This window comes from Cellulomonas sp. NTE-D12 (assembly GCF_027923705.1).
Taxonomy (GTDB): domain Bacteria; phylum Actinomycetota; class Actinomycetes; order Actinomycetales; family Cellulomonadaceae; genus Cellulomonas.
Genome location: NZ_AP026442.1, coordinates 2,506,938 through 2,532,459, shown reverse-complemented (window position 1 = coordinate 2,532,459; position 25,522 = coordinate 2,506,938). Strand labels below are relative to the sequence as shown.

Below are 25,522 nucleotides of genomic sequence, written 5' to 3'. Positions count from 1 at the left end.
GCTGCCCCCGGCCGTGACGACGAGGGTGGGAGACAGCGTGCGCTGGTTGGTGGTCGGAGCCGCAGGGATGCTGGGCCAGGACCTCGTCCCGCTGCTCGAGGCGCGGTCGCACGACGTGGTGGGCATCGACCGGGCCGAGGTGGACATCACGGACCCGGCGAGCACCACGAACCTCGTCGACGGTTTCGACGTGCTGGTCAACGTCGCGGCCTACACCGCCGTCGACAAGGCGGAGTCGGACGAGGCCGCCGCGTTCGCCGTCAACGCGGTCGGGCCGGCCAACCTCGCCCGGGCCGCTCGTGCGGCCGGCGCCCGGATGGTCCAGATCTCCACGGACTACGTCTTCGACGGTCACGCCGACCAGCCGTACGACGAGGACGCGCCGATCGCGCCGCGGTCCGCCTACGGACGCACCAAGGCCGCGGGCGAGTGGGCGGTCCGCGCCGAGGCGCCGGACCACCTCATCGTGCGGACGGCGTGGCTCTACGGCCAGCACGGCCCGTGCTTCCCCCGGACGATCGCTCGGGTGGCCGCCGAGAAGGGCGGTCTCGACGTGGTGGACGACCAGGTGGGCCAGCCGACGTGGACGGTGGACCTGTCCGACCTGGTCGAGCGCCTGGTCGCGGCGGGTGCGCCCGCCGGCACCTACCACGGCACCTCGGCGGGGCAGACGTCGTGGTTCGGCTTCGCGCAGGCGGCGGTCGCGGCGGCCGGGATGGATCCCGGCATCGTGCGGCCCACCACGAGCGAGGGCTTCGTGCGACCGGCCCCCCGGCCCGCCTACTCGGTGCTCGGGCACGGCGCGCTGGCCGCTGCGGACGTGGTGCCCATCCGCGGCTGGGAGGCGGCCTGGTCGGAGGCGGCGGGCGCCGTCCTCGGCTGAGTGCGGGGCCTCGACGACGGAGCGGTGACGCGACGGGCCCGAGGCTCAACGCCGGGGCGCGGCGATGCGGGGCAGTAGCCTGTGGCCCGTTCCCGCTCCGGTGCCACAGAGTCGATGAGGTCTGAATGCTCACCCGTGTCAAGAGAGCGCTGGGCAGGCGCGCTCGGGCGATGGTCCGCCGGATCCTCCACCGGCCGCAGAGCGCGCACCCTGCCGGCGCGATGGATCCCGCGCTCGCGACCCTCTTCGACGCCACGTTCTACCGCGAGGCCTACCCGGACATCGCGGAGTCCGGTGCGGACCCGGTGCACCACTACGTCACGTACGGGCGCGCCGAGCTGCGCCAGCCCAACGCGCTGTTCGACCCCAAGTGGTACCTGGAGCAGAACCCGGACGTCGCAGCGAGCGGCATGGACCCCGTGGACCACTTCCTGCTGGCCGGAGGGGCAGAGGGACGGGACCCGATCCCGCTGGGCTTCAGCTCGGCGTGGTACCTGGACCAGCACCCCGACGTGGCGCGCGCCGGCGCCAACCCGCTGCTGCACTTCCTGACGGAGGGACTGGCGCTGGGCTACGACCCTTGCGCCGCCTTCGACGTCACGTGGTACCTCACCCACAACGCGGACGTGGCGGCGGCAGGGGTGAACCCGCTGGCGCACTACCTGCGCTTCGGTGCCTCGGAAGGTCGCCGTCCCAACGGCCGCGGGACGAACCTCTCCGGCACCACGGGCGCCGAGGTGATGGGCGGCGCCAAGGCGTCCGAGCTCTTCGAGCAGCGGCACCCCGACCTGCGGGTGCTGCGCACGATCCCCGGTCCGGACGTCCCGCGGATCAACCTGGTGACCGACTCGGTCGGCTCCGACAGCCTGTTCGGGGGGGTCGCCACAGCGATCGTGCTGGCGTCCCTCTGGGCGGACCGCACCGGACGCAGGCTGCGCATCGTCACCCGGCACAGCGCGCCCGACGGCTCCGGGCTCGACGGCCTGTTCCGCACGGTCGGCACCCGGCCGGAGCGCCAGCCGGAGCTCGCCTACATCCCGACCAGCCCCGGGGACTACCTGGAGACGGGCGACGACGACATCTTCCTCACGACGTCGTGGTGGACGACGACGTCGGTGCTCCGCACGATCCCGGCCGAGCGCGTGGTCTACATCCTCCAGGAGGACGAGCGCTGCTTCTACCCGACGGGCGCCCAGACGCTCGGCGCCGAACGGGCGATGAACCACCCGGGGCTGCAGGTGGTGGTGAACACCCAGCAGCTGCTGGACCACCTGGTCGCCACCGGCGTGTCGAACCTGACGTCGACCGCCATCGCGTTCGAGCCGTCCTTCACGCCGTTCCTGCGTCCGGGTCGCGTGCTGGGCAAGGGGGCGCGTCGCAACCTCTTCTTCTACGCCCGCCCGAACAACCCGCGGAACCTGTTCGACCTCGGGGTCGCCGCGCTGGACGCCGCTGTGGAGAGCGGGTCGCTGGACCGCACGCGCTGGCAGATCCACTTCGTCGGCCGCGGCGTGCCGAGCGTCGACTTCTCCGACGGGTCGCGGCCCGTGCAGCACGACGCGCTCGGCTGGGCGGAGTACCACGAGCTGCTCGGGCGCATCGACGTCGGCCTCTCGCTGATGGCGTCACCGCACCCGAGCTACCCGCCGCTCGACCTCGCGGCCGGTGGCTCGGTCGTGGTGACCAACCGCTGGCCCGGCAAGAAGGACCTGGCGGAGGTGTCCGACCGCGTGATCACGGCGGAGCCGACGGTGGACGACCTCGCGCGCGCGATCGGCGACGCGGTCGCCCTGGCGGAGAGCGTCGCGGCCACGCCCTTCGAGCCGGCCGACACGCCCTACTTCGCGCCGTGGGCGCAGAACCTCGAGCCGGTCGTGGACCGGCTCGCGCGGAGGTTCGGGGATGTATGACATCCCGATCCGGTCGATGACCTACCGGGACCCGTGGGAGCTCCCGTTCGTCGACCGGCTCCGGATGTTCCGCGCCGAGGCCACCAAGGTGGCGTACTACTACCGCGGTCCGGACGCCAGCACGTTCCGCTACCGGTGCTTCAACACGGCCAGGGCCCTGAACACGCACGTCCCCGGCGTGAGCGCGAGCTGGTTCTGGGAGCGGGACGGCGACCGGCTGCTGTCCGTCGCCAAGGAGGCGGACGTGCTCGTCGTCTGCCGGGTGCCGTACAGCGACCAGGTCGCTCAGCTGATGGCGGTGGCCAAGCGGTTCGGCACGCGGGTCGTGTTCGACATCGACGACTACGTGTTCGACATCGCGATGGTGCCCGAGGTGGTGCGGACGCTCGACCAGTACGAGGGCACGCTCGAGCCCGCCGAGCACATGTGGAACTGGTGGTTCGCGTCGTTCGCCCGCATGCGGCAGACGATCGAGCTGGCGGACGAGCTGGTGGTGACCAACGACTACCTGGCCGCACGGTCCCGCGAGGTCGTGTCCAAGCCGGTACGGGTGGTGCCCAACTTCATGGGCGAGGAGCAGATCGCCTACTCGGACGCGTTGGTGGCCGCCCGGTCGGCAGCGGGCAACAGTCGCGACGGCGCCCTGCACCTCGGCTACTTCAGCGGGACGCCGACGCACAACCGCGACTTCGGCCTGGTCTCGTCGGCCGTGGCGCGGGTGCTGCGTCGGGACAGCTCGGTCCGGCTGCGGCTGGTGGGCTACCTGGACCTGAAGGACTCCGCGCTGGCGGACCTTCAGGACCGGATCGACGTGGTGCCGCCCACGGACTACATGGAGCTGCAGCGGCTCATCGCCGAGACCGAGGTGAACATCGCGCCGCTGCAGGACAACAGGTTCACCAACTGCAAGTCCGAGCTCAAGTACTTCGACGCCGCGGTGGTCGGTGTGCCGACCCTCGCCTCGCCGACGTACACCATGTCCCGAGCGATCGAGCACGACCGCAACGGCTGGTTGGTGCGCGTGGACGAGTGGGACGAGTACCTGGGTCGCATCGTGGACGAGTACGCGACGAAGGGCCCCGCCATGGGCGAGGCCGCCCGCGAGCATGCGCGTACCGCCTACGCACCGCCGGCGATGGTCGGGTCCATCCTCTCCGCGCTCGCGCTGGGGGACGCCGTCCCGGCCTGAGGAGCGATCGCCCGTGGCACCTAGGCTGGCCGCGGGCGACCCGAGCGAGCGCGCTGACGCGGGAGCAGGTGGCGTGCCCAACAGATTGGAGCCCACCGTGGAGTCCCTGGCTCGGGTGAAGCCGCTCGGCTGCGATTTCGAGCTCGAGGCTCCTGCGCGCCACCGCGACCTGTACGAGGTTCGCGGGTACCAGCCGATGTCGACGGCACTGTTCCGCACCGTCTGCGCCGGTGCCGACGTGGTGCTCGACCTCGGCGCGCACGTCGGCTACTTCACGCTCGTCGCGGCGTCTGCGGCGCCGTCGGCGACCGTCGTCGCGGTGGAGGCGTCTCCGGCGGACCTGGAGGTGCTGTCGCGGAACGTCGACGGTGCCGATGCCGGCACCGTTCGGGTGGTCGCTGGGGCGCTCCAGGGGGTGACGGAAGCAGACCTCGGGCTCACCGGTGGCACGCGGCTCGTCGTCCGGCTCGACGTCGCAGGTGACGCCGTCGCGGTGCTCACGGGCCTGGAAGGCCTGCTGTCGAGGTTCGAGGACGCCCGCCTGCTGGTCACCGTGGACCCGGCTGCCCTGACCGCCGCGGGCTCCGGAGCCGAGCAGCTGGTCGAGCGGCTACGGGCGCTGGGCTTACGCCTCTTCGTCCTCGACGAGGACGTTCGGAGCTGGCGTGAGCTGGCGGACGGCCGCGCCTGGTCCGACCTGGTCGAGGGTCCGCAGCAGGCCAACCTGTACTGCGTGGCCGCCGCCCGGTGCACCACCGTCGCCGCCGTGATGCACTCCAGCAGCGTGGGGGGAGCGGAGCGCAGCCACGCGGAGATGGTGGAGAGCCTGGTCCGCCAGGGCTCGATGGTGCACACCGTCGCACCGGAGCCCGACCTGGGCCTGCGTGCCCTGCTCGAGCCCCTGGGCGGCTCGGTCAGTGCCGTCCCCCCGCTCGAGTGGTGGACCGTGTGGCCGGACGACGAGGCTCGCACGCCGGACGCGTGGACGGCGCGTGACCTGCTCCACCCACGGCTGCTCGACGTGCTCGCCGAGATCGACCCGGACGTGGTGCTCACCCAGAGCGGCGTGGTGCCCGAGGGTGCGGTCGCCGCGGCCGCGCTGCGTCGCCCGCACGTCTGGTACCTGCGCGAGTTCGGGGACCTGGATCACGGGCTGGTGCTGCCCGGCGGTCCGGAGGGCTATGGCGCCGCGGTCCGCGCGCTCGCGACGCGGGTGGTCACCAACTCCGACGCTGTGCGCCGCCACCTGTTCGGCGAGGCGGCGGCCGATGTCACCGTGCTGCACCCGGTGCCGCGCGTGCAGGGCGTCGTCGGGCCCGCGGAGGCACGAGGCGCGGTGGACGACGTGAGACGGCCGTGGTCGCTGGGGATCGTCGGGAGCCTCAACCCCGGCAAGGGGCAGCAGGACGCCGTCGACGCCGTTGCGGTGCTGCGTGGGGAGGGGACGGACGTCCACCTCGTCCTCGCAGGCCCCGCGGCACCGGGGGACTGGGAGCGGCTTCGCGACCTCGCCGTCTCGCGTGGCGTCGAGGACCTGGTCGAGCACGCCGACACGTTCACCGACCGCTCGCAGATGTACGCAGGGTTCGACGCCGTCGCCATCACCTCGCGGTCGGAGGCCTTCGGCCGCGTGCCGTTCGAGGCGACGGAGTTCGGTCTGCCCCTGATCTACGCCGAGGCGGGCGGTCCGGCCGAGTACCTGCGGCCGGGGGAGACCGGCCTCGCGTACCCGGTCGGCGACGCGGAGGCGCTCGCCGCGGCGATCCGGCGTCTTCACGACGAGCCACAGCTCGGGGCGGAGCTGGCGGCAGCCGCTCGTGTCGACCTGACGGACCCGAGGCGCCGCGCGGAGTACGACGAGGCGCTGCGGCAGCTCATCGACGAGGCGGCGGCCCGTCCCGCCCCCGGCGTGCTGCTGGACGTGCTGGGCGACGTGGCTCGCTCCGGCGCTCGGCACGCGGCGCAGGCCGCGGAGGTCCGCGCCGACCTGACGCGCGTGGTGTCCGAGCACGAGGAGCTGGTCGGTCGGTTCCGGGAGCTCGAGCAGGCGCACGCCGAGCTGGTCGAGGGCCATCGCGGCTACGTCGCGGCGCACGAGAGGGCTGCGGCGGAGCACGAGGCACTCGTGGCGGAGCGGGACGCATGCCGGGCCGAGCTGCTCGAGAGTCGCGCCGCCAACGCAGCGCTGCGCACGAAGGTGGGCGACGCGAGCGAACGGGCCGCGGCCCTGGAGCTCGAGCTGCGCGGGTCCCGAGATCGTGAGGCCGACGCCCTACGCGAGCTCAGCGCCATCGTAGGCTCGCGGACCTGGCGGACGCGGACGTGGCTCGCGCGTGGCCTCCGCCGCGGATAGCTGATGTGGTCCCCACGCGGCGTCCCCTGCGGCCGTCGCGGGCGCCTCCCGTGACGGCCGCCCTCAGCGACGCGCGTAGTACTCCGTGAGGTTCGCGTCCCCGCCCTGGGCTACGCCGTCCAGCGTCAGGGTGCCGTGCGGGTCGCAGTCGTCGCTAGACCCCCACAGCGAGAAGCTCGAGGTGGTCGGGACGCCCGCTGTTCGGAAGGTGACTGTGTACGTCGCTCCGGACGAATCCGCCGCGGGTGAGTCGAGGATCACGTAGAGCGCCGAGTTGTCGGGGACGCGCTTCAGGTCAACGTCCCGTGTGCCGAGGGTCGTGCCCGCGGCGTCCTTCACGTCGATCACGAGCGTTCCGCTCATCTCACGGCCCCAGGTGCCGACCATGACGGACACCGCGCCGAGCCGCGCTGCCTGCGCGACGAACGTCTGCTGGGCCGTCCCGCCGTCATGGAGCTGGCCGTACGGCAGCTTGTGTTCGGGGCCGCACATCGGGTGTTGCTCCATCACGTATGCGGCTGCTTGCGGCGTGAACAACTTGGCGGCAGACACCGGCATGACGAGCGCGGCGATCACTGGCACGCTCCAGAACACAAGGGGCGTCGCGGCCCTCAGGGCCCAGATCCCGGGACCCACCGTCGGGCTGTCCCCCGGTGATTCGACTGCCCGGGTGGCCTCAGCTCTTTCCAGCAACCAGAAGAGCACCGGAGACAGGAAGAACACCGTCAGCACGACGTTGAGCCACGGCGTCGCAGCCCACCGATAGAGATCCGAGAGGAAGAGGTGAGGGGGGCCCAGCAACGAACGTAGCGACCCGCGCCGGAGCATCTCCATGTCGATGTTGTGGGACCAACGGTTGACTGCCACCCAGATGTAGGCGACGAACACGCCGCTCTCCCAGAGCAGGAACCGTCCTGGCCGGCGCAGGTATCCGAGGGTCAGAGCAAAAAGCGGGGCCAGGAGTGCGAACCATGCCAGGTTCCACTTCACGGCGACGAACATGAATCCATACGCCAAGGCGCCAGCGAACACGGCGGTGGCACCTAGCGTGCTCCGGTCGACAGGCAGTCGCCAGATGAGAAACAGGCCGACGGCGATGAGGATCAAGACCAAGCTCTGCAGAGAACCCTGTTGGCCGTTGCCCTTGAGGTACTGCCCCGCGAGGAACGAGACCGTGGTGTGGAACGGTGGATTGCTCCAGTAGGCGGCACCTTCGAGCGCAGCGATCGACAGCGCCGTGAGCGAGAGCAGTACAAGGTCTCGAAGCCGCTTGTACCGCAGGAGGAGCAGTGGGGCAAACAAGACGAGGGCGAAGTACGTGAACGACACGGCGATAGCGAAGAACAACGCGAAACGCCACTTGTTCCCTCGAAGGAGATGGAGCAGGCCCAGCAGCATGAAGAGGATTGCGATAATGTCGTATCGGCCGAAAACTCCGACGGTGAAGGCCGCGAAGGGTGACAGTAGATAGGCTGCGACGACCATCCGCTGGGTCTGCTGCCGAGCGGGGAACAGCTCTCGCACGATCCGTACCATGACCAGGACCGTGGCGCCGAACACCAGCATGACGCCGAACTTCGCCCACAACATCTCCCAGGAGGAGATGTTCACGCCGTTCTGTATGCCAGGCGACACGAGGAGCTTGACCGGCGCCATCCACAAGGCGAACACGAGGTAAATCGAGGGGAAGTAGTCGTTCCGCTCAAAGGTCGGTTGGTTGTACGTGTAGAAGTCGGTCCAGTGGCCGAAGAGGTAGGCGTACGAGGAACCCGCTGTGTGGCCGACGTCCCGGTGGCCGAACGCAACGAAGCTGAAGGCCATGGACACCAGGAAGAGGACCGCGACCGGCACCGAGGTCGTGGAGATCAACGGTTCGACGTCTCTCCAGATCCTCCTCCACCAGGACGCTGGCGAATCGACCGCATCCACCCTCGACTGCGGCGCATCGTTCACGGACGCCTCAGCGGACCGGGTACCTCGAGCCAATGTCCGTACCCCTTACGGTCGCGGGTAGTACTCGGTGAGCAGGAGGTCTCCGACCTGCCGCTGGCCGCCGGCGGTCAGTGTCGCGTCGGGCGCGCAATCTTCCGCGCTGCTCCACAGTGCCAGGTCCTTGGCTACGCCCGCGGTGTGGAACGTGATGGTGAACGCGCGGCCTTCGCTGTCGGGCTCGGGTTTCGCGAAGAGCGCGTACACCTGCGAGTTGTCCGCGACGCGGGCAAGGTCGGTGGCGGACACGTCAACCGTGGTACCAGCGCCGTCGCGCACCGTGATCGTGAGAGTCCCGTGGCCGGCCTTCCCATAGGTGCCGACCAAGACCGACACGCCCGCGAGCTGGTCCCTGGTCGAGACGATGGTCTGAACGACGTCTGTCGAGTCGCTTATCGCCTGGACAGACGTCCCGTGGCCGATGCAGAGCGGCGCGGGTGCCATCACGTAGGCAGGCGCGACGGGAGTGATGGCCCTTGCGAGCCGCATCGGCATGGTCATCGATGCCATGACCGGAAGCGTGAAGACCAGAACGGGCGTCGCGGCGCGGAGGGCCCACGTCGCGCGTGCGACGGTCTGCGGGCTGGGAGTGTGATCACGCCGCCGGTCGACCTGGTCTGCGAGCCAGAACAGGACGGGGGAGACGAAGTAGGCCGTGAGCACCATCCTCAGCGCGGGAACCGCAGCCGGCGCGTAGATGTCGCTGAGATGCAGGTGCGGCGGACCGAACAGAGCGTGGAGAGCTCCGCCCGAGATCAATCCCACATTCGCCGAAGTGGTCCACACCGTGGCGGCAACCCACGTGTACGCGGCGAAGACGATGCTCTCCCAGACGATGAAGCGGCCCGGCCGGTGCAGGTACCCAATGCTCAGCGCGAAGAACGGTGCCAGGATGACGAACCACACCATGTTCCACGTCACAACCAGGAACATGAGGCCGTAGACGGTTGCCGCGGAATAGACTGCGAGCCGACCGAGAAGAGGGCCAGATGCCCGTGTTCGCCAAAGAAGTACGAGTCCCACCGCGAACACGATGATCACCAAGGCCTTCAAGGACTGGTTGTCCTGCGCCCCGACGCTGCCCTTCACCATGCCCCAGAGGGCACTCCTGAAGGCGGGATCGTGCGCGTACGCGGCCGCTTCGAGGAGGATGACGGAGAGTGCGATGGAGGAGAGCGCGATCATCTCGCGAAGCTTCTTGTAAGCCAGTACGAGCAGAGGCGCGAACACCAGCAGTGCGAAATACTTGAACGAGGCCGCGAGGGCGAAGAAGAGTGCGAACCTCCAGCGGTCGCCCCGCAGGTAGTAGAGAAATCCGAGCAGGGTGAAGAAGACGCCGATGATGTCGTACTGACCGAAGGCGCCGACGATGTAGGCGATGAACGGTGAGAGCAGGTAGGTAGCCACGACCGTACGCTGAACCGTCGCCTGTTCGGGAAAGAGCTCCCGAGCGATCCGCCGCACGAGCTCGACGGTGGCCGCGAACACGAGGACCAGGCCGAGCCTCGCCCACAGAAGTTCCTGGGCGCTCAGCACTAGCCCGTTCTGGGCTCCCGGCGACGTGAGGAGCTTGACGGGCGCCATCCAAGCGGCGAAGACGACGTAGATCGAAGGAAAGTAGTCGTTGCGGCCGAAATAGGTCTTGTTGTAGCTGTAGAAGTCCGCCCAGTGACCGGAAAGGAAGGCGTACGACGACCCGACTGTGTGATTGAGGTCGCCGTGGCCGAACACCAGCATGCTGAAGGCTATGGAGAGGACGAATAGGATCGAAACGGGGAGCGAGATCGTTGCAGTGATCTCTGCGACGTTTCGCCCGATAGCCCGCCGAAGCCGTGCGCCGCGGTCCCTCGCTGATTCGATGAGGGGCGTGCTCATGGGCGGCTTCTCTCGCGCGGCACGGGACGGCAGACTACCGGAAGGGTTCGTTCGGTTCGGCCAGTAGACTCTGAGCGCCACTGCGCGGTGCAGCGCGGTCCGGCGCGTCCAGGGGGTCGGAAGGAAGACGCACGCGATGAAGGCTGTACTGCTCGCCGGAGGACTCGGTACCCGAATGCGGGAGGAGACCGAGTTTCGGCCGAAGCCGATGGTCGAGGTGGGCGGCAAGCCGGTCCTCTGGCACCTCATGAAGATCTACGCCACCTACGGCGTCACCGACTTCGTGGTCTGCGCCGGCTACAAGGGTGAGCAGATCAAGTCGTACTTCCTGAACTACGCGAGCCAGGCGAACGACTTCACCATCCGCCTGGGGCGGGACGGCAGCGTGCAGTTCCACGGCGACCACCTCGAGCGTGACTGGACCGTCACGGTGGTGGACACGGGGCAGGCGACGCTGACCGCGGGCCGCGTCGAGCGGATCGAGCCCTACGTGCGCGGCGAGCAGTTCATGGTCACGTACGGCGACGGGCTCGCGGACATCGACATCACCGAGCTGCGCGCGTTCCACGACTCCCGGGGGCTTCTGGCGACCATCACCACAGTGCGGCCCCTCTCGCGGTTCGGGCTCGTCGACATCGACGACCAGCAGCGGGTGACGCGGTTCCGCGAGAAGCCGCAGATGGACGACTGGGTCTCGGCGGGGTTCTTCGTCTTCGAGCCCCAGGTGTTCGAGTACCTCAGGGAGAGCGACCAGATGATGCTCGAGAACGAGCCGCTGGCGAAGCTCGCCGCCGAGGGTCAGCTGGGTGCGTACCGCCATGGCGGCTTCTGGCAGCCGATGGACACCTACCGCGAGTCGCAGCTGCTCAACGAGCTGTGGGACGGTGGCCGGGCGCCCTGGAAGATGTGGTCCTGATGCGCCGCGTGCAGGTCCGGGCCGATCGCGCGGCGCGAGCGTGAGCCCGTTGATGGACCCGGCCGTGCCGGCGCAGGCGGACTCCAGGCGACAGGGCCGTCTGTCGGTCACGTCGCTCCTGCGGGGCGCGTCGGTCGGTGGACAGGCGCTCCGGTTCGCGGCCGTCGGTGTCGTCAACACGCTCTTCAGCTTCGGCGTCTTCGCGGCGATCCAGCAGCTTGCCCACGGCAGGGTCCACTACGAGGTGGTCCTGGTGGTGTCCACGCTCATCGGCGTGCTCGAGGCGTACCTGCTGCAGCGCTGGCTCGTCTACCAGGTGCGGGGTCGCTGGTGGGGTGACCTGGCCCGGTTCAGCGTCGTGTACGGCGTGGTCCTGTGCATCAACCTCGTCGTGCTGCCGCTGCTGGTCGAGGGCGGCCACCTTCCCGTCGTCCCGACGCAGGGCGCGATCATGGTGATCGTCGCCGTGGGGACCTTCCTCACCGGTCGCTACTTCACGTTCCGTCGTTCCGCGGTCGCGACGGACGACCGCACGGCGGTCGACACCTCGGTTCGAACAGAAGGGCATGGCGAGTGAGCGTGTCGGACACGGACGAGCGGCTCACCGTCGCCGCCTATCTCGCAAAGGCTCTGCCGGAGCTCGGCGTCAGCCACGTCTTCGAGCTGGTCGGCGGCATGCTGACGGTGATGCTCGACTCGATCCACCGCAATCCCGCGCTCACGGTCGTGTCGATGCACCACGAGCAGGGCGCCGGGTTCGCCGCCGAGGGCTTCGCCCGCACGTCCGGCCGTCCGGCCGTCGCGATGGCGACCAGCGGCCCGGGCGCGACGAACCTGCTGACCGCGATCGGCAGCTGCTACTTCGACTCCGTCCCGGTGGTGTTCATCACCGGCCAGGTCAACACGTACGAGCTGCACGAGGAGGGCCGCGGCCGGCAGGGCGGCTTCCAGGAGACCGACGTCGTGTCGATCGCCACGCCCATCACCAAGCTGGCGCGACTGGTGACGGACGCAGACAGCTTCCCCAAGGTGTTGGCCGAGGCCTTCGAGGTCGCTACGAGGGGGAGGCCCGGGCCCGTCCTGCTCGACATCCCGATGAACGTCCAGCGGGCTCTCGTGCCGGCGGTCCCCGACGAGGTCGTGGCACGCTCCGCGGCGTCAGACGACCGGCAGGAGGAGCGCGGGGCGTTCACGACGCGGCTCACCGCCGCGCTGCGCGACGCGAAGCGACCCTTGGTCATCGCCGGCGGCGGCGTCCAGTCGGCCGGCGTCGCCGAGGAGCTGCGCACAGCCGTCGAACGTTGGCGGATCCCCGTCGTGGGGACGCTGATGGGCGTGGACGCGCTGCCGGCGACCTCGGAGTTGCACGCGGGCGTGATCGGCAGCTACGGCAACCGCTGGGCGAACTGGGCCGTGGCCCAGTCCGACCTCCTCCTGGTGCTCGGCAGCCGGCTCGACGTGCGTCAGACCGGGTCGGACGTCGCAGGCTTCCGCGGCAGCCGCGCCATCTTCCACGTCGACGTGGACGCCACAGAGCTGAACAACCACGTGACCGGCTGTGACGTCTTGCACGACGACCTGCGGACCTTCCTGCCCTTCGCGCTCGACGCCGTCACGACCACCGGCGGCCGTGCTGAGTGGCTCGCGGCACTGGCCGAGCAGCGTGAGGCGTGGCCGGACACAGCTGAGAACGTGCCGGCCGCCGGCCTGAACCCGAACCTGGCCGTACGTCAGATCCTGCAGGCGCGCCCGGCCGCGGCGGCCGTCGTCACCGACGTCGGGCAGCACCAGATGTGGGCCGCGCAGAGCGCCGCCCTGAGTGCCGGTCAGCGGTTCCTGACCTCCGGGGGCATGGGCTCGATGGGCTTCGGGCTGCCCGCCGCGATCGGATCGGCTCTCGCCTCGCAGGGAGAGGTGGTGCTGATCGCGGGCGACGGCGGCTTCCAGTGCAACATCCAGGAGCTGCAGACCCTGGTCCGCCAGCAGCTACCGGTGCGGGTGGTCGTGTTCGACAACGGCTGCCACGGGATGGTGCGTCAGTTCCAGGAGTCGTACTTCGACAAGCGCTACTACTCGACGAAGTGGGGTTACAGCGCCCCCGACTTCTGCGCGGTCGCGCGGGCGTACGGCATCCCTGCTTTCCACGCCGAGGACCACGACCAGCTCGCCGAGGTGCTTGACGCCCTCCACTCGCAGGACGGCCCCGTCCTGCTCCATCTGAGCATCGACGCCGACCTCAACGCCTACCCGAAGATGGCGTTCGGGCGGGAGTTCGGCTCGATGGAGCCCGGCGTGAAGCCCACCGAGATGGAGGGCACGTGACCGTCGGGCGATCTGCATCGCGAAGCGTGGCATGAGCGGCTCGCGGGCAGCGATCGACGTCGTCCGTGAGGCGGTGTCCGGTCTCGTGGGTCCTGTTGCCGTGACCGGTGCGACCGGCTGGCTGGGATCCGTCGCCGTGGACCTGCTCTACGAAGCCTTCGCGCTCGAGGCGCCCACCCGTGTCGTCGCCTTCGCCAGCACGGCCCGGGACGTCTCCGTCGCGGACGGCAGAACCGCTCGGGTGCACCCCCTCGCGGCCCTGCGCACGATGGATCCCGCGCCCCAGGCGCTGCTGCACCTCGCCTTCCTGACACCGGACCGTATGGCCTCGCTCGGAGCCGACGAGTACGGCCGTCGGAACCGGTCGATCACCGAGGCGGTCGAGCTCGCCGTCCGCACCTACCGACCGGCGTGGCTGGTCGTGGCCAGCTCCGGTGCCGTCTACGGCGACGCCGGCGCACGTGGTGCGCACCCGTACGTCGAGCTCAAGCGTGACGCCGAAGCGCGTCTCCAGGCCGCGGCGGATGAGGTCGGAGCGACGTGCGTCGTTCCCCGCATCTTCAGCCTGGCCGGCCCGCGGCTGCCGCAGGACGGCCGCTACGCCCTCGGGGACCTGCTCGCCATGGCGGCCGAGGGGGGCCCGCTCACGGTCCGGGCGGGGCACCAGGTCCGCAGGACGTACTGCGGCGCGGACGAGGTGGTTGCGCTCGCGCTGTGGGCCGCGGCCTCGGGCCGCAGCCTCGTGTTCGACACAGGTGGTGAGCTGGTCGAGCTGGGCGATCTCGCTCTTGAGGTCGCGAAGCTCCACGGCCTGCACGCCGACGCAGTCAGGCGCGCTCCGTCCGACGGCTCCCCGGCCGACGTCTACGCAGGGGACGGTCGTGCGATGCAGGCCCTCGCCGATGAGGCGCGGCTCCCGCTGCGGTCCCTCGTCGAGCTGATCGGGGAATCGGTCGCCCGTCCGCCGGCGAGGTCGACCACCTGATCCCGGGTCGCCCCGGAGCGAGAGGCGCTCCGCCGCTTCAGAAGTTGATGCGCTCCCGCTCGATCATGGGAGGGCCCGGGCGCACGGACGAGTGGATGCTCACGACGTACTCGCCGATGAGGCCGAGGAAGAAGAGCTGGACACCGCCGAACAAGAACATCCCGACGATCAACGTCGGGATGCCCTGGAGCACCTTCTCGTCCCCGAAAAGGAAGACGACCCCGTCCACGATCGCCGCCACGATGCCGGCCAGCGCGCCGATGATGCCCAGCAGCATCGCCCAGCGGACCGGGGTCCGCGCCGTGGTGACGATCCCGTTGAGGCCCTGGTCGAACAGGTCGCTCATCGAGTTGCGCGACCTGCCGCCCACCCGCTCGCCCCAGGCGTACGGCACCGTGTCGGACCGAGGGTTCATCTGTGCGACGAGCCCGCGGATGTACGGGTAGGAGTCGTCCATCGCGTTGATCGCCTGGACGAACTCCTTGCGGACCAGCATGAACTCGCCGGAGTGCGGGGGAGCCGTCGTGCCGTGGCTCGCCCTCAGGAGCCGGTAGTAGGCACTCCGTGCGATCGCGATGTGGAACGGGTCCTTCCGGTGCTGGCGGATCCCGTAGACGACGTCCGTCTGCTCCGTCATCTTGGCCACCATCTGCGGCACGACCGACGGCGGGTCCTGGATGTCCGCGGGGATCATCGGGATGACGAAGTCCCCGGAGACCGCCTTCATGCCGTTCGCCACGTTGCGGAACGGGCCGATGTTCCGGGAGTTGACGATCACCTTGATGTGGGGATCGCTCGCAGCCAGGTCGCGCAGCCGGGCGACCGTGGTGTCCGTGCTGGCGTTGTCGCAGAAGATGTGCTCGTAGTCGTAGTCCGGCAGCTCGCCGCGCATGACGCGGGCGACCTCGGCGGCGCATCGGTCGACGTTCGCTTCTTCGTTGTAGCACGGGGTGATGATCGAGATCATCGGGCGACGCGGCTCCGCCGGGACGGCCTTCTCGGCGATCTCGGCTGCCATCGCCTGGATCTCTTCGGCCATTGCGTGGATCTCAGCGGCCATCCCTCGTCCTTCCCCCTGCAGCTGTCGTGACGTCGCGTGAAGTCGGGCCGGAGCTCAGCCGGCCCAGTCGGTGACCAGCGGTGTGTCCACCCCGATCACCACGCCGCCCGCACCTCCCGGATCGCCCAGCGGAGCGTTACGCCCGGGCAGCACCTCGGTGAAGAACGCCGCGTTGTCACGCGTGAACGTCTCCCACTCCTCGTTCCCGCGGGCCTTGCGCGCCGGGAAGATCGCCACCTCGGGGCAGGCGAGCTCGCACGCGCCGCAGTCGATGCACTCCGTCGGGTTGATGTAGGTCTTGCGACCACCCTCGTAGATGCAGTCGACGGGGCACACGTCGATGCAGGACTTGTCCTGCACGTCGATGCACTCCTTGCCGATGACGTACGTCACGCCTCGTCCCTCCGAGCGGCCGCCACCACGGGGATCGGGACGGAGCGGGTGGACGGCGGCGCCAGCTCCTCGTCGGTCGAGTGACCCGGCATCAGCGACAGCTCGGGGTCGATGTGGACGGCCGCGTTGTTGACGGCGGTGGCCGCCTCGCCGAAGCCCGTCGCGATGAGCGACACCTTGCCGGTGTAGGTCGAGGCGTCGCCGATCGCGAACACGCCCGGGACGGAGGTCTGCATGCGGGAGTCCACCACGGCCTTGCGCTGGTGCACGTCCAGTCCCCACTGGGGGAAGGGGGTGGGCGCCGACAGCAGCCCCAGAGCGCCGACGACGGTGTCGGCCGGCAGCTCCAGGACCTCGCCGTCGTCACGGCGCACCGTCACGGTGCGCAGCCGGTGGTCGCCCTCGACGGCCTGGATCTCGGCCTCGGTGAGCAGGCCCACGCCGTCGCGCGCCGCCCGCTCGAGCAGCGCCGCGTGGGCCCGGAACGCACGGCGCCGGTGCACGATCGTCACGGACCGGGCGACCGGCCGCAGCGCGAGCGCCCAGTCGAGCGCGGAGTCTCCGCCACCGACGACCACCACGTCGTGGTCCGTGTGTGCGGCGACGTCCGAGACGACGTACACCACGCCGCGACCGTGCCACTCGTGCCCCACGGGCAACGTGCGGGGGTGGATCCCGCCGACACCGGTGGCGAGGACCACGGTCCGCGTCCGGAGGGGCTGCCGACCGCTGGTCAGCACCGCGAAGGTGCCGTCGTCCGCGCGCTCGAGCCCCGTCACGTCGGTGTCGAACAGCAGCCGGGGCGAGTACTCCTTGACCTGCGACATCAGGCCGGCGACGAGGGCCGAGCCGGTCACGGCCGGGAAGCCGGCGACGTCGTGGATCAGCTTCCCCGGGTAGAGGGCGGTGATCTGTCCCCCCGCCTCCGACTGAGCGTCGACCAGGGTCACCGACAACCCGCGGAAGCCTGCGTAGTACGTGGCGAAGAGGCCCGCGGGTCCGGCGCCGACCACGACGACGTCGCGGACGTCGTCCGCGGCCGCGGCGCTCACGGCAGACCCGCGCCAGGCCGCTCCGAGCCCGACGCGAGGAACTCGTCGACCTGAGCCACGGTCACCGCTCGGGCGTCCTCGCCCGCCAGCACCCGCTGCGCCCAGCCGACCGTCCACGCGAGGGTCGCGTCGAAGTCCAGCCGGTCGCGCCAGCCGAGCGCCAGCTGCGCCTTGCGGGCATCGAGCGCCAGCAGGCCCGCCTCGTGCGGGGCAGGCGCGTCGTCCAGCTCGACCTTCGCGCCGGGACCCCACAAGGCCGCGACCTTGGTCGCCAGCACCCCGACCTCCACGAAGGAGTCGGTTCCCGGCCCGAAGTTGAACGCCTCGCCGGCCGCCCGGCCCGCCAGCAGCGCGTCGACCAGGGCGACGTAGCCGGAGAGGCAGTCCAGCACGTGCTGCCACGGCCGGACCGCATGCGGGTAGCGCAGCCGCACCGGACGGTCCGTGGAGAAGGCGTCCACCAGGTCGACCATCAGCCGGTCGGCCGAGACGTCGCCGCCGCCGACCACGTTCCCCGCCCGCGCGATCGCGGTCGGCACGGTGCAGCCCGACGACGCGATCCACGACTGGGTCAGGATGTCGGCGGCCGCCTTGGAGGCCGAGTAGGGGTCGTGGCCGCCCAGGGCGTCGCTCTCCCGGTAGCCCCAGATCTGGTCGACGTTCCGGTACACCTTGTCCGTCGTGACCACCAGGACCGCCTTGACGTCCGGGGTCTGCGCGACGGCGTCCAGCACGTTGAACGTGCCGTCGACGTTGGTCTGCCAGGTGGTGCGCGGGTCCCGGTAGGACTCCCGCACGATCGGCTGCGCGGCGAGGTGCATCACCACGTCCGGGCGGACCGTCTGCAGCGCGGCAAGGGTCGTGTCGGCGTCCCGGATGTCGACGCGGAGGTCGTGCACCAGGGCGTCGTGCAGGTGGGCCCGCTCGTACAGCGCCCCCGGCTTGGGGTCGAGCGACAACCCCGACACCGTGTGCCCCAGCCGCTCGAGGAGGAGCGTCAGCCACGCGCCCTTGAAGCCGGTGTGGCCGGTGACGAGGTAGTGCATCAGAACGAGCCGTCCCGTCCTTCGACGAAGTGCGTCACCGCGTCGGCGGCGTAGTCGAGCATGTCCTTGGTCAGGCCCGGGTAGACGCCCAGCCAGAACGACCGGTTCATCACGGTGTCGGAGTTCCGCAGGTCCGTGACGACGCGGTGCTCGATGCCCCGGTAGGCGGGCTGCCGCAGGAGGTTGCCCGCGAAGATCAGCCGCGTGCCGACGTGGTGCGCGTCGAGGAACCGCATCAGGTCCTCACGGTTCACGGCCAGGTCGTCCGCGAGCGTGATCGGGAAGCCGAACCACGCGGGATCGGAGCCCTCGGTCGCCTCGGGGAGGATCAGGCCCTCGACCTGGGAGAACCGCTCGTACAGGTGCGCGAAGTTCTCCTTGCGACGGGCGACGAAGCCGTCCAGCTTGGTCAGCTGGCTCAGCCCGAGCGCCGCCTGCATGTCCGTGCCCTTGAGGTTGTAGCCGATGTGGCTGTACGTGTACTTGTGGTCGTAGCCCGCTGGCAGGTCGCCGAGCTGCCAGCCGAACCGCTTGTCGCAGGTGTTGTCCTTGCCGGTCTCGCAGTAGCAGTCGCGGCCCCAGTCGCGGAAGGACTCCACCTGCCGCGTCACCAGCGGGTGCTTGCTGAACACGACGCCGCCCTCACCCGTGGTGATGTGGTGGGCCGGGTAGAAGGACACCGTCGCCGTGTCCCCGAAGCTGCCGGTCCGCCGGCCCCGGTACGTCGAGCCGAGCGCATCGCAGGAGTCCTCGACGAGCCAGAGGCCGTTGTCCTTGCACAGCTGCGTGACCAGGTCGAGGTCGAAGGGGTTGCCCAGCGTGTGGGCCATCATGATCGCGCGCGTCCGGGGCCCGATCGCCTCGCGCAGCTGGTCGCCGATGGCGTCGTAGGTACCGATCTCGACGTCGACGAAGACCGGCTTGAGACCGTTCTGGATGATCGGGTTGAGCGTCGTCGGGAACCCCGCCGCCACCGTGACGACCTCGTCCCCCGGCTGCAGCGCGCGCTTGCCGAGCTTGGGGCTGGTCAGCGCGGACAGGGCGCACAGGTTGGCCGACGAGCCGCTGTTGACGAACGACGCCGAGCGTGTGCCCACGTACTGCGCGAGGGTGTCCTGGAACTCGGTGGTGAACCGGCCGGCGGTCAGCCAGCCGTCCAGCGATGCGTCGACGAGCGCGGCGAGGTCCTCCCCGTCGAGCACCTTGCCGGAGACCGGGACCGACGACTCGCCCCGCTCGAACTCGCGCGCCGCGAGGGAGAGCTGGGCGTACTCGCGGACCTGCTCCAGGATGGCGGCGCGGCGGGCGGACAGGGCGTCGTTCACGTAACTCCTCGATCTGGCGGGGCCGCAAGAATATCGCGCGGTCCATTTCGCCCCGGCCACCTGAGGCGTTCCCGGCCGCGTTCTCCGGGGTGAATGCCGTGAATGCGGTGCTATGAGAGCAGCCCCAGCAGGTAGGCCCCGTACCCGGACTTCACCAGCTTCTCGGCCCGGTCCCGCAGCTCGTCGTCGCTGAGGAAGCCCAGCCGCCAGGCGACCTCCTCGGGTGCGCCGATCTTCAGCCCCTGCCGCGACTCGATGGTCCGGACGAAGTCGGACGCCTCCAGCAGCGAGTCGAACGTGCCCGTGTCGAGCCAGGCGGTGCCGCGGGGGAGCACCTCGACGCGCAGCCGTCCCTGCTCGAGGTAGTGACGGTTGACGTCGGTGATCTCGTACTCGCCGCGGGCGGACGGCTTCAGGTCGCGTGCGATCGCCACGACGTCGTTGTCGTAGAAGTACAGGCCCGGGACCGCGTAGTTGCTCTTGGGCTCGGCAGGCTTCTCCTCCAGGGAGAGGGCGCGTCCGTCGGCGTCGAACTCGACGACGCCGTACGAGCTCGGGTCCGCGACGCGGTAGGCGAACACCGCGGCGCCCTCGAGGTCACGGAACCGGTGCAGCTGGGAGCCGAGGCCGGGGCCGTAGAAGATGTTGTCGCCGAGCACCAGCGCAGCGGAGTCGCCGCCGATGAAGTCGGCGCCGAGGACGAACGCCTGCGCCAGACCGTTGGGGACCTGCTGCTGCGTGTAGCTGATCGACACGCCGAACTGCGAGCCGTCACCCAGCAGCCGCTCGAACTGCGCGGCGTCGTGCGGGGTGGTGATCACCAGGATGTCCCGGATGCCCGCCCCGATCAGCGTCGAGAGCGGGTAGTAGATCATCGGCTTGTCGTAGACCGGGACCAGCTGCTTGCTGACGCCGAGGGTGATGGGGTGCAGGCGAGTCCCGGAGCCCCCTGCAAGGATGATGCCGCGCATGAGCAGCCAGTGTGCCGCATCGGCGACCCGCCCCGGACCCGCACCGGTCTGAGCCGGCGGGCGTCCGGCTCGTTCAGCCGACGGCCGCCGGTGCCCGTTCCGCCGACGGAGTGAGCTCCTCCTGGGCAAGCCGCGACCACGTCGACCGCCAGGCCAGGGCGCCGACCAGCAGCACGAGCACGGTGTACAGGGCCAGCCCGGGCATGTAGCCGAGGGGTGACGACCAGTGCGGCGACCGGGTGATCAGCTGACCGCTCAGCCCCTCGGCGTACCGGCGCGCGGCCCACCAGTAGGCGCCGACCTGGGCCACGGCGACGGCGGGGACCACCCATCGGGTGAGCCGGGCGACCAGGTCCAGCACCGGAGCAGGGAGCTCGGCGACCGCGGCAGCCGCCACCAGCGGGACGCCCACCGCGACCGGGAGCACGTACCGGCCCTGCCAGATGATGCCGGTGTCGCCGGCGGTCGGGACCTGCAGGACGAACGGGACGCCCACCACGGCGAGGGCGGCGAGGGCGAGCGCGAGGCGCCCGCGCTGCCGCGAGGCCGCGGCCAGACCGAGCAGCAGGAGTGCGCCCGCGACGACGAGGTACACCTCGGTGCTCACCGGCGGGCTCGGCGCGTCGAGCCAGCCGAAGTTGCCCACCAGCTGGAGCAGGTACTGGTTGCTCAGCCCCAGGACCTCGCGGGTCGCGACGACCGGGCTGGCGAACTGCGGGTAGAGGCCGTGCTCGGTCACGACGCCGCCGTGCAGGGCTACCCACGCGGCCGCCAGGACGCCGGAGACGAGGCCGACTCCCAGCAGCCAGCGCACCGCCGCAGCGCGCCAGAGGACCTTCAGACGTCCGGGCGGCGCGAGCACCAGGGCGACGACCACCGCGACGACGGCCCACACCGGGCCGGACGACCGGGAGTTGAGCAGCACCGCGCCGGCGACGCCGGCCTGCACCACCGTCGCCCGGACCGGTCGGCCGGGGGAGCGCACGAGAGCCAGGCACGCCGACCAGAACGCGAACGCCGAGGAGATTTCGAGCGCCTGCGGGTTGACCGTCGCCCCGAGGAACAACGTCATCGGCGTCAGAGCCGCAAGTGTCGCCCACGTGGCCGCCGCGGGTGCGGCCGCACGCCGTATCCCGGCGACGCCCCACAGCAGGAAGACGCTGGACACGAGCCCGGACACCAGCCGCATCGCGTAGGTGCTCGCCTCCGCGTGCAGGAACAGCGACGGCCAGCCGACGAGCGCGTAGTACAGGGGCGGGTACTGGCCCGCGAACGTCTCCACCGGCACCGTGGCTCCGGTCGGCGGGTGCAGCACCTGCTGGCAGGACGCCGGCTGCTCCGAGTGGAACGCGAAGCAGTTGGGCAGCGTGAGCGCCTCGGCGTAGTCGCTGGGCAGCTGCACGATCGTGCCGGCGCCCGGGCGGCTGCCGTCGGTCGGCGCCGGTCCCAGGTCGCCGCTCCACTGACCGCGGGCGACGGCGGCTGCGCGGACGACGTGCGACGGCTCGTCCGGTGCACCCATCAGAGGGATGGTCACCGACCACACGGCATGGAGCGCGACGAGGAGGACGCCCAGCACGAGCCAGTGGAACGCTCGCGGGCGGCCGACGAGGCGATGGGCTGTGGGCATGGCCGCCGTTCTGGTCCGTCGAGGCTGGTCCTGCGCCGTGCTGCGCGGGCGCACGCGAGTCTAGGGCGACCGCTGGCGTGCAGCGCCGATCCGGTGCAGGCAGGCCGGTACCCTGTGCGCCGTGCCTCAGGTCATCGCGCAGCGCGTCCTCGTGGTGCTGCCGGCGTGGAACGAGGCGCTCGCGCTGCCCTCGGTGCTCGCCGAGGTACGTGCAGCGCTGCCCGACGTCGGGGTCCTGGTGGTGAACGACGGCTCGTCGGACACCACCAGCGCTGTCGCTCGCTCCTGCGGTGTCGACGTGCTGGACATCCCGTTCAACGTCGGTGTCGGCGGCGCGATGCGAGCCGGGTTCCGGTTCGCGCTCGCGAACGGGTTCGACGTGGTGGTCCAGGTCGACGCGGACGGCCAGCACAACCCCCAGGACGTGCCGCGCCTGGTCGCAGCTCTCGAGGACGCCGACGTCGTCATCGGCGCGCGGTTCGCGGACCGGCCGGGCTACCGGGTGCGCGGACCTCGACGATGGGCGATGCGGCTCCTGGCCGCCACCCTGAGCCGCGTCGCGGGGGAGCCGCTCACGGATACGACGTCCGGTTTCAAGGCCTCCGGCCCGCGCGCCGTGCGGCTCTTCGCCGTGCACTACCCGGCCGAGTACCTGGGCGACACGGTGGAGTCCCTCGTCATCGCGGCGCGCGCCGGGCTCCGCGTCACGCAAGTGGGGGTGGAGATGAGGCAACGGTCCGCCGGGCAGCCGTCCCACCGGCCGTGGAAGGCGGGCGTCTACCTGATGCGGGCGTTCCTCGCCCTGCTGATCGCGCTCACGCGCCGCCGGGTGACCGTCCCGCCGATCGGAGTGAGCGTGTGAGCGGCTACGTCCTGGCCGTGCTGGGCGCGTGCCTGATCCTCGGCTTCATGGTGGAGCTGCTCCGCCGTCGGCGCCTGCGGGAGAAGTACGCCGCGCTGTGGATCGTCGTCTCGGTGGTCGTGCTGGCCACCGTCGCGATGCCGGACACGCTGCGACGGCTGGCGGACCTGCTGGGTGTCGCGGTGCCCCTCAACCTGGTGTTCTTCGGATCCCTCGTGCTGCTGCTGGCGGTCGCGATCCAGCTGAGCGCCGAGATCACGTCCCTCGAGCGGGAGGTGCAGACGCTGGCCGAGGAGGTCGCCCTGCTGCGCCACCGGTTCGAGGCCCTCGAGCGGTCGGGTGGACCACGGGACGAGCGACCGGGTCCGGTGCCGCAGGACGCGGAGCGCGGGCCGGCCGGGCCAGCGGCGTCGTGACGGTGACCGAAGACGAGGGCACGGCCTCGCGCACGCGCGGCGCCTCGGGCCTGCTGTCCGTCGCGGCCGGCCTCGCCGTCTACGGTCTGGCGACCTACGGCTTCCTGGCCGCGGCCGGCCGTGGCCTGCCGGCCGAGGAGTTCACCCCGCTCTCCGTGATGTGGACGGTGCTCAACGCCGCCGGCATCGGCCTGTTCGTGCCGTTCGAGCAGGAGCTGTCCCGCCGCACCGCGATCGCCCGCGCGACGGGGACGGCCAACCGGGCCGCCGCGGCCCATGCGCTCCGCGGTGCCGGTGTCCTGCTCGCCGCCGTCGCCGTCGCGGCGGCGGCGTTCTCGCGCCCGATCGCGCAGCACCTCTTCGCCGGCCGCACCTCGCTCGTCGCGCTCCTCGTCGCGGCGATGGCGGGGATGGCGATGTCCTACGTGGCGCGGGGGCTGCTGTCCGGCAACGGGCGGTTCGGCCGCTACGGCGCGCAGCTCGCGGTCGACGGTGTGCTGCGGGTCGCGGCAGCCGGGACGCTCGCGGCCGTCGGCGTCCGGGGGTCGGCCCTCTACGCGCTCGTCCTGTTCCTGTCGCCGGTGGTGGCCGTGCTGCTCACCACCCCGGCACCACGCCGCCTGCTCACCGCGGGCCCGGTGGTGCCGCGAGCCGGCGCCACCGCTGCCCTCGCGACGCTCGTCGCGGCGTCGGCTCTGTCGCAGACGCTCGCCAACGCGGGCCCCGTCATCGTGCAGCTGCTCGCCGGTCCGGGCGAGTCGACGGCGGCCGGCCTGTTCACCGCCGCACTCGTGATCGCCCGGGTGCCGCTGTTCGCCTTCGCGGCCGTCCAGGCCGTGCTGCTGCCGGGTCTCGCCGGCTTCGTCGGCACCCGCGACGCGACCGGCCTCCGTGCGCGCGGCCGGCTCGTGGCGGTGTGGACCGGCTCGCTGGGCGCAGTGGGCACGGTGGCGGTGTGGCTGCTGGGGCCGTGGTTGGTGCGGCTGCTCTTCGGCCCGACGTTCACCACCGGCCGGGGAGTGATCACGGCGATCGCCGCGTCCGGTGCCGCGTTCATGCTCGCGCAGGTGGCCGCCCAGGTGCTCCTGGCGCTCGGCGACGAGCGCGTGGTCGTCCTGGGGTGGGGTGTCGGTCTCGTCGCTCTGGTGGCGACCTGCGCGTGGCAGGCGCCGATCGACCAGCGCGCTGCCGCGGCGCTCGTGGTCGGCGCGGTGGTCGCCCTGCTGGCGCTCGGCGGGGTGGCGGTGCTCCGGGTCCGTCGGTGGGCGGGCAACGTGGGGTCCGGCCTGGGTTCCGGCCCGGTGGTCGCACATGAGTGACGGCTCGACGCCGCGGGTCGGCGTCGTGATGCTCGCGTACGGGCCTGAGCCGGTGATCGACCGCGCGATCGCCGCCGTCGCCGCCTCGGTGGGCGTGGACGTCGTGCTCGTCGTCGTCGACAACGGCTGCACGCGGGCCGACCTGGCGGCCCTGTGCGAGGCACACGGCGCGACGCTGGTGACCCCGACGCGCAACCTCGGCTTCGCGGGTGGCGTCAACGTCGGTGCACAGCACCTGGACGCGCCGTTCCTCGGCCTGGTCAACAGCGACGCGATCGTGGAGGTCGACGCTCTCCGCAGGCTGGTGGGCACGGCCGCGGAACCGGGCGTGGGCATCGCGTCCGGGAGCATCCGGCTCGCCGAGGACGAGTCGCGGATCAACTCGGCCGGCAACCCGGTGCACGTGCTGGGGCTGTGCTGGGCGGGCGGTCTGGGCGACCTCGCGGCCGACCACGCGCTGGCCGGTCCGGTGCCGTCGGCCAGCGGCGCCGGGCTCGTCGTGCGCCGCGAGCTGTGGGACCGCCTCGGTGGCTTCCCGGACGAGTTCTTCGCCTACCAGGAGGACCTGGAGCTCAGCTGGCGCACGTGGCAGCTGGGCTACTCCGTCCGGTACGTGCCGGACGCCGTCGTGGTGCACCACTACGAGTTCAGCCGCAACTCCCGCAAGATGTTCCTGCTCGAGCGGAACCGGCTCCTCTTCGTGCTGACGTGCTACGGGAGCCGGACGTTGGCGCTGCTCGCGCCGGCCCTGCTGGGCTTCGAGGCCGCGATGGCGGTCGTGGCCGCCGGGCAGGGCTGGGGGCGCGAGAAGCTGCAGGGCTGGAGCTGGGTGCTGCGGCACCTGGACTGGGTCCGACGGCGGCGCCGCGACGTGCAGGGTGCGCGGACGGTGCCCGACCGTGGGCTGGTCCCGCTCTGGATCGACCACTTCGATGCGACCGCGATGCCCCTCCCGACGTGGGCGCAGCCGCTCCAGGGGGTCCTCGCCGCCTACTGGCGAGTGGTCCGCAGGTTCGTCTAGGAACC

The 25,522-nt window shown here is 71.0% G+C and carries 21 protein-coding genes; 12 read left to right on the top strand and 9 right to left on the bottom strand.

The window, feature by feature from the left end:
• Nucleotides 1-37 precede the first annotated feature (37 nt).
• From rfbD to QMF98_RS11670, 4 genes are all read left to right on the top strand, one after another.
• Nucleotides 38-883: a dTDP-4-dehydrorhamnose reductase gene (rfbD, locus tag QMF98_RS11685; RefSeq protein ID WP_337975615.1), complete on the top strand. Its 846-nt coding sequence runs from the start codon at nt 38-40 to the stop codon at nt 881-883.
• 221 nt (nt 884-1,104) lie between these two features.
• On the top strand, nt 1,105-2,793 hold the full coding sequence (locus QMF98_RS11680) for a rhamnosyltransferase WsaF family glycosyltransferase (RefSeq protein WP_337973192.1): 1,689 nt from the start codon (nt 1,105-1,107) through the stop codon (nt 2,791-2,793).
• Complete coding sequence (locus QMF98_RS11675) at nt 2,786-3,982, top strand: glycosyltransferase (protein WP_337973191.1); 1,197 nt, start codon at nt 2,786-2,788, stop codon at nt 3,980-3,982. Before QMF98_RS11680 ends, QMF98_RS11675 begins: the two co-directional genes overlap by 8 nt.
• A gap of 769 nt (nt 3,983-4,751) precedes the next feature.
• Complete coding sequence (locus QMF98_RS11670; protein ID WP_490715668.1) at nt 4,752-6,335, top strand: glycosyltransferase family 4 protein; 1,584 nt, start codon at nt 4,752-4,754, stop codon at nt 6,333-6,335.
• Nucleotides 6,336-6,398: 63 nt separating this feature from the next.
• Here the strand turns inward: QMF98_RS11670 and QMF98_RS11665 are convergent, their stop codons facing one another.
• Both QMF98_RS11665 and QMF98_RS11660 read right to left on the bottom strand, forming a co-directional pair.
• Nucleotides 6,399-8,288 (bottom strand): hypothetical protein, encoded by a 1,890-nt coding sequence (locus QMF98_RS11665; protein ID WP_337973189.1) that lies wholly within the window; start codon nt 8,286-8,288, stop codon nt 6,399-6,401.
• Between the two features lie 45 nt (nt 8,289-8,333).
• Nucleotides 8,334-10,199 (bottom strand): hypothetical protein, encoded by a 1,866-nt coding sequence (locus QMF98_RS11660; RefSeq protein WP_337973188.1) that lies wholly within the window; start codon nt 10,197-10,199, stop codon nt 8,334-8,336.
• Nucleotides 10,200-10,335: 136 nt separating this feature from the next.
• On the opposite strand from QMF98_RS11660, the gene rfbF reads away from it, so the two are divergent.
• From rfbF to QMF98_RS11640, 4 genes are read left to right on the top strand one after another with little or no spacing between them, the layout of a single operon-like run.
• Nucleotides 10,336-11,115 carry a glucose-1-phosphate cytidylyltransferase gene (gene rfbF / locus QMF98_RS11655; protein ID WP_337973187.1) on the top strand — a complete coding sequence of 260 codons (780 nt, stop codon included), beginning with the start codon at nt 10,336-10,338 and terminating at the stop codon, nt 11,113-11,115.
• Nucleotides 11,116-11,155: 40 nt separating this feature from the next.
• Entirely contained in the window at nt 11,156-11,692 is a 537-nt protein-coding gene (locus QMF98_RS11650; RefSeq protein WP_337973186.1) for a GtrA family protein, read from the top strand.
• 2 nt (nt 11,693-11,694) lie between these two features.
• Nucleotides 11,695-13,437 (top strand): thiamine pyrophosphate-binding protein, encoded by a 1,743-nt coding sequence (locus QMF98_RS11645; RefSeq protein WP_337973185.1) that lies wholly within the window; start codon nt 11,695-11,697, stop codon nt 13,435-13,437.
• Between the two features lie 31 nt (nt 13,438-13,468).
• Nucleotides 13,469-14,422, top strand: a complete 954-nt coding sequence (locus QMF98_RS11640; RefSeq protein WP_337973184.1) for an NAD-dependent epimerase/dehydratase family protein — start codon at nt 13,469-13,471, stop codon at nt 14,420-14,422.
• 37 nt (nt 14,423-14,459) lie between these two features.
• On the opposite strand, the gene QMF98_RS11635 is transcribed toward QMF98_RS11640, so the two are convergent.
• The 7 genes from QMF98_RS11635 to QMF98_RS11605 form a co-directional block, all read right to left on the bottom strand.
• A complete protein-coding gene (locus tag QMF98_RS11635; protein ID WP_337973183.1) occupies nt 14,460-15,482 on the bottom strand; it encodes a glycosyltransferase family 2 protein in 1,023 nt (340 codons plus the stop codon).
• A 54-nt stretch (nt 15,483-15,536) separates the two neighbouring features.
• Nucleotides 15,537-15,875 (bottom strand): ferredoxin family protein, encoded by a 339-nt coding sequence (locus QMF98_RS11630; RefSeq protein WP_337973182.1) that lies wholly within the window; start codon nt 15,873-15,875, stop codon nt 15,537-15,539.
• Nucleotides 15,872-16,927, bottom strand: a complete 1,056-nt coding sequence (locus QMF98_RS11625; RefSeq protein WP_337973181.1) for an NAD(P)/FAD-dependent oxidoreductase — start codon at nt 16,925-16,927, stop codon at nt 15,872-15,874. Before QMF98_RS11625 ends, QMF98_RS11630 begins: the two co-directional genes overlap by 4 nt.
• A complete protein-coding gene (rfbG, locus tag QMF98_RS11620) occupies nt 16,924-17,973 on the bottom strand; it encodes a CDP-glucose 4,6-dehydratase (RefSeq protein ID WP_337973180.1) in 1,050 nt (349 codons plus the stop codon). Before rfbG ends, QMF98_RS11625 begins: the two co-directional genes overlap by 4 nt.
• Nucleotides 17,973-19,298, bottom strand: coding sequence for a lipopolysaccharide biosynthesis protein RfbH (rfbH, locus tag QMF98_RS11615; protein ID WP_337973179.1), 1,326 nt, complete (start codon nt 19,296-19,298; stop codon nt 17,973-17,975). Before rfbH ends, rfbG begins: the two co-directional genes overlap by 1 nt.
• 110 nt (nt 19,299-19,408) lie before the next feature.
• Nucleotides 19,409-20,269 (bottom strand): glucose-1-phosphate thymidylyltransferase RfbA, encoded by an 861-nt coding sequence (gene rfbA, locus QMF98_RS11610; protein WP_337973178.1) that lies wholly within the window; start codon nt 20,267-20,269, stop codon nt 19,409-19,411.
• Between the two features lie 73 nt (nt 20,270-20,342).
• Nucleotides 20,343-21,899 carry a DUF2142 domain-containing protein gene (locus tag QMF98_RS11605; RefSeq protein ID WP_337973177.1) on the bottom strand — a complete coding sequence of 519 codons (1,557 nt, stop codon included), beginning with the start codon at nt 21,897-21,899 and terminating at the stop codon, nt 20,343-20,345.
• 121 nt (nt 21,900-22,020) lie between these two features.
• Between QMF98_RS11605 and QMF98_RS11600 the strand changes: the two genes are divergently transcribed.
• From QMF98_RS11600 to QMF98_RS11585, 4 genes are read left to right on the top strand one after another with little or no spacing between them, the layout of a single operon-like run.
• Entirely contained in the window at nt 22,021-22,761 is a 741-nt protein-coding gene (locus QMF98_RS11600) for a glycosyltransferase family 2 protein (RefSeq protein ID WP_337973176.1), read from the top strand.
• Complete coding sequence (locus QMF98_RS11595; protein WP_337973175.1) at nt 22,758-23,177, top strand: DUF2304 domain-containing protein; 420 nt, start codon at nt 22,758-22,760, stop codon at nt 23,175-23,177. The genes QMF98_RS11600 and QMF98_RS11595 overlap by 4 nt, the downstream gene beginning before the upstream one ends.
• Nucleotides 23,174-24,496 (top strand): lipopolysaccharide biosynthesis protein, encoded by a 1,323-nt coding sequence (locus QMF98_RS11590; RefSeq protein WP_337973174.1) that lies wholly within the window; start codon nt 23,174-23,176, stop codon nt 24,494-24,496. The genes QMF98_RS11595 and QMF98_RS11590 overlap by 4 nt, the downstream gene beginning before the upstream one ends.
• Nucleotides 24,489-25,517: a glycosyltransferase family 2 protein gene (locus QMF98_RS11585; protein ID WP_337973173.1), complete on the top strand. Its 1,029-nt coding sequence runs from the start codon at nt 24,489-24,491 to the stop codon at nt 25,515-25,517. Before QMF98_RS11590 ends, QMF98_RS11585 begins: the two co-directional genes overlap by 8 nt.
• Nucleotides 25,518-25,522 lie beyond the last annotated feature (5 nt).

Excerpts from the sequence above, each read along its gene's own strand:
- rfbA (WP_337973178.1), bottom strand. The coding sequence starts at position 20,269 with ATGCGCGGCATCATCCTTGCAGGGGGCTCCGGGACTCGCCTGCACCCC.
- QMF98_RS11585 (WP_337973173.1), top strand. The coding sequence starts at position 24,489 with ATGAGTGACGGCTCGACGCCGCGGGTCGGCGTCGTGATGCTCGCGTAC.
- QMF98_RS11660 (WP_337973188.1), bottom strand. The coding sequence starts at position 10,199 with ATGAGCACGCCCCTCATCGAATCAGCGAGGGACCGCGGCGCACGGCTT.
- QMF98_RS11605 (WP_337973177.1), bottom strand. The coding sequence starts at position 21,899 with ATGCCCACAGCCCATCGCCTCGTCGGCCGCCCGCGAGCGTTCCACTGG.
- QMF98_RS11640 (WP_337973184.1), top strand. The coding sequence starts at position 13,469 with ATGAGCGGCTCGCGGGCAGCGATCGACGTCGTCCGTGAGGCGGTGTCC.
- QMF98_RS11675 (WP_337973191.1), top strand. The coding sequence starts at position 2,786 with ATGTATGACATCCCGATCCGGTCGATGACCTACCGGGACCCGTGGGAG.
- rfbF (WP_337973187.1), top strand. The coding sequence starts at position 10,336 with ATGAAGGCTGTACTGCTCGCCGGAGGACTCGGTACCCGAATGCGGGAG.
- rfbG (WP_337973180.1), bottom strand. The coding sequence starts at position 17,973 with ATGCACTACCTCGTCACCGGCCACACCGGCTTCAAGGGCGCGTGGCTG.
- QMF98_RS11670 (WP_490715668.1), top strand. The coding sequence starts at position 4,752 with ATGCACTCCAGCAGCGTGGGGGGAGCGGAGCGCAGCCACGCGGAGATG.
- QMF98_RS11680 (WP_337973192.1), top strand. The coding sequence starts at position 1,105 with ATGGATCCCGCGCTCGCGACCCTCTTCGACGCCACGTTCTACCGCGAG.
- QMF98_RS11635 (WP_337973183.1), bottom strand. The coding sequence starts at position 15,482 with ATGGCCGCTGAGATCCACGCAATGGCCGAAGAGATCCAGGCGATGGCA.